This window comes from Ruegeria sp. YTSC325, assembly GCF_059609525.1.
Map to the genome: position 1 here is coordinate 1 of NZ_JBXWLY010000032.1, position 3,846 is coordinate 3,846.

The following is a 3,846-nucleotide window of genomic DNA, read 5'->3' on the forward strand; positions in this document are numbered from 1 at the left end:
TCCTAAAGTCAGCCCTGTTTTTTGCTTCAGGGCTGACGTTTGATTTAGCTACAGGCTTGGACGGCGCGTTTGGTCATGACGCTGACCAGATGTGCACGATAGTCTTTGCTGCCATGCAGATCGCCGATCATGTTCATTGGGTTCACCTTCAGGCCCATCAGGGCGTCGGCGCGGAACTCTTTGGTCAAGGCTTCCTCGGCCTCGGACCAGCGGAATACACCATCTTCGCTGGCACCGGTGACGGCGACGCGGACACCATCCGCGAACCGTGCCAGGTAGACCCCCACCAACGCAAAGCGCGAGGCCGGCTGCAGGAACTTCTGATAGCTTGCGGCCTGCGGCACCGGGAAGCGGATCTGGGTGATGATCTCACCCTCGTCCAGCGCGGTGGTGAACATGCCCTGAAAGAAATCATCCGCCGCAATCTGCCGCGTATTGGTCACAACGGTCGCGCCCGAACCCAACACCCCTGCCGGATAACAGGCCGCCGGATCATTGTTGGCCACCGACCCACCAATTGTGCCGCGATTGCGCACTGCCGGGTCCCCGATCTGACCGGCTAATGCTGCCAGCGCCGGATAGCTTGCCGCCGCCTCGCGCGCCACCGTGGCGTGGGTCGTCGCTCCACCGATAGCGACCGAGCCATCATCCTCGATGCAAACCCCTTGCATCTCGGCAATCCCGCTCAGCGACACCAGCGCCGAGGGCGCCGCCAACCGCTGCTTCAACGTCGGGATCAGTGTCTGACCACCCCCCAACGCCTGCGCATCCTCAGCCCCCAACGCAGCCACCGCATCGGCGATGGTCGAGGGCTTCTCAAACTCGAAATTATACATTCCGCTTTTCCTTTCCGAAGAACACAGATCCGCTCTTCATCTGGCTATAAATACCTCGGGGGTCTGGGGGCAGAGCCCCCAGCTACCCCAACCTCTCAGCTGTTCATCGCCGCCCAAACGCGCGACGGGCTCACCGGCATGTCGATGTGATCCACCGCTTTGCCGCCCGAGTTCATCGCATCCAGAACCGCATTGACCACCGCAGGGGGTGAGCCAATAGCCCCAGCCTCACCACAGCCCTTCACCCCCAGCGGGTTATGCGTGCAGGGCGTCTGGCTGGAATGATCGACGCCGTAGAAGGGCACGTCATCGGCGCGGGGCATGGCGTAATCCATGAAGGACGCGCTCAGCAGCTGGCCATTCTCATCATAGGCGCAGTTCTCCAGTAGCGCCTGACCGATACCCTGACCGATACCGCCATGCACCTGACCATCCACGATCATCGGGTTGACGATATTGCCAAAGTCATCGGCGGCGGTGAAAGCCTCGATACTGACCTTACCGGTCTCGGGGTCCAGCTCGACCTCGCAGGCATAGGCGCCCGAGGGGAAGGTAAAGTTGGCCGGGTCGTAAAACGCGGTCTCCTCCAGCCCCGGCTCGACCTCCAGCGGGTAGTTATGCGGCACATAGGCCGTCAGGGTCACATCGCCCCAGGCCACCGACTTGTCGGTGCCTGCCACGCTGAACTGACCGTCCTTCAGCTCGATATCGGCCTCGGAGGCCTCCAGCAGGTGGGCGGCGATCTTCTTGGCCTTGTCGATCACCTTCTCGGTGGCCTTGACCATGGCCGAGCCACAGACCGCAAGGCTGCGCGAGCCATAAGTGCCCATCCCAAACGGGATCTTCGAGGTGTCGCCATGCACGATCTCGACCATCGACTCGTCGATGCCGATCATGTCGGCCACGACCTGCGGAAAGGCGGTCTCATGCCCTTGCCCATGGCTGTGTGCGCCCACCATGACGCTGATCGAGCCGGTGGCGTTCACCCGCACGGTCGCAGCGTCATAAAGACCCGCGCGCGCGCCCAGCATGCCAACGATGTTCGACGGCGCAATGCCGCACGCCTCGATATAGCAGTTGATGCCCAGACCGCGCAGCTTGCCCTTGGCCTCGCTTTCCGCACGCCGCGCGGCAAAGCCTGCCAGATCGGCGGCGGCCTCAAGCTTGTCCATGGTCCCGTTGTAATCGCCAGTGTCATAGGTCAGCGCCACCGGCGTGTCATAGGGGAACTGGGTGATGAAGTTCTGACGGCGCAGCGCAATGGGATCGACCCCCAGCTCGCGCGCAGCTTTGTCGACGACGCGTTCCAGCTGATAGGTCGCCTCCGGCCGGCCCGCACCGCGATAGGCATCCACCGGCACCGTGTTGGTGAACATCGCCTTCACGTTCACCTGAATGACCGGCGTCTTGTAATTGCCCGCCATCAGCGTGCCGTGCAGCCATGTGGGCACGGAACTGGAGAAGGTCGACAGATAGGCGCCCAGATTGGCATAGGTGTTGGTGCGCAGACCGATGAAGTTGTTGTCCGCATCCAACGCCAGCTCGATCTTGCTGACATGGTCGCGGCCATGGGCATCGGACATGAACGCCTCGGACCGGCTGGCCGACCATTTGACGGGACGGTTGCAGGCCTTGGCGGCGAAGGTCACAAACGCCTCTTCCGCATAGTGGAAGATCTTGGTGCCAAAACCACCGCCCACATCCGGGGCCACCACGCGGACCTTATGCTCGGGCAGGCCCAGAACGAAGGCACACATCAGCAGACGGATCACATGCGGGTTCTGCGAAGTGGTATAGAGCGTATAGTCCTCGGTCCCGCGACTGTATTCCGCCACCGCCACGCGCGGCTCCATCGGGTTGGCAACCAGACGGTTGTTCACCAGATCCAGCGTGGTCACATGGGCCGCATTGGCGAAGACCTCGTTGACCTTGGCGTCATCCGCCTCGCCCAGCTGCCAGTCATAGCAGATGTTGTTCTTCAGATCGTCATGGACCAGCGTTGCACCATCCTGCGCGGCGGCCTTCATGTCGATCACGGCGGGCAGTTCTTCGATATCCAGATCGATCGCCTCGGCGGCATCGCGCGCCTGTTCCAGGCTGTCAGCCACCACGGCCGCGATGGGATCACCCACATGGCGCACTTTACCCTGTGCCAGAATGGGGTGCGCCGGTTCCTGCATGGGCGCGCCATGCTTGTCCGTCACCTCCCAGCCGCAGGGGATGCCGCCCACCCCTTCGAAATCCTTGCCGGTGAATACCCGGACCACACCGGGCATGGCCTCGGCCGCCGAAGTGTCAATGCTGGTGATCCGGCCATGCGCGATATCCGAGCGCAGGAAATACACATAGGCCTGTCCGGCCACGTTGATGTCGTCGGTGTAATTGCCCGCTCCGGTCAGAAAGCGCACGTCCTCGCGCCGCTTGGAACTGGCTCCGATGCCACTGTCTTTGGGCATTGCTTGTTCTCCTCCCATAAACGGATGCTAACGCATCCTTGTCCTTCCACGGGCGCTACAGGCCCGCAGTGGCGTTTATTCCGCAGCGATGCTGCCGACGTCCTGACCCGATGCGGCCATGATCGCCTTGACGATGTTATGATAGCCCGTGCACCGGCACAGGTTGCCTTCCAGATAATGCCGGATCTCGGCCTCGGTCGGGCGCGGATTGTCCTTCAGCAAGGCCGCCGCACTCATCACCATGCCAGGCGTGCAGAACCCGCACTGAAGACCGTGATGATCCTGAAACGCCTGCTGAATGGTGTTCAAAGACCCATCCGCAGTCGCCTGGCCTTCAATCGTACCAACCTCAGAACCGTCCGCCTCAAGCGCAAGCATGTTGCACGACTTCACAGCCTGACCATCAACATGCACAACACACGCACCACATTGCGCCGTGTCACACCCAACATGCGTCCCTGTCATCCCCAAATGATCACGCAAAAATCCAGACAATAACGTCCGACCCTCAACATCACCGCTCACAGCTACGCCGTTCACAGTCATCGAAACCT

General features: G+C 61.6%; 3 protein-coding genes. All 3 read right to left on the reverse strand.

Features of this window, described 5'->3' with window-relative positions:
* Positions 1-44: 44 nt before the first annotated feature.
* Positions 45-836 carry an FAD binding domain-containing protein gene (locus AC2FF7_RS22080; protein ID WP_170356923.1) on the reverse strand — a complete coding sequence of 264 codons (792 nt, stop codon included), beginning with the start codon at positions 834-836 and terminating at the stop codon, positions 45-47.
* A 95-nt stretch (positions 837-931) separates the two neighbouring features.
* Complete coding sequence (locus AC2FF7_RS22085) at positions 932-3,292, reverse strand: xanthine dehydrogenase family protein molybdopterin-binding subunit (protein WP_496906353.1); 2,361 nt, start codon at positions 3,290-3,292, stop codon at positions 932-934.
* 75 nt (positions 3,293-3,367) lie between these two features.
* A partial coding sequence (locus tag AC2FF7_RS22090) for a (2Fe-2S)-binding protein (protein ID WP_170756576.1) occupies positions 3,368-3,846 on the reverse strand: 479 nt, incomplete at its 5' end.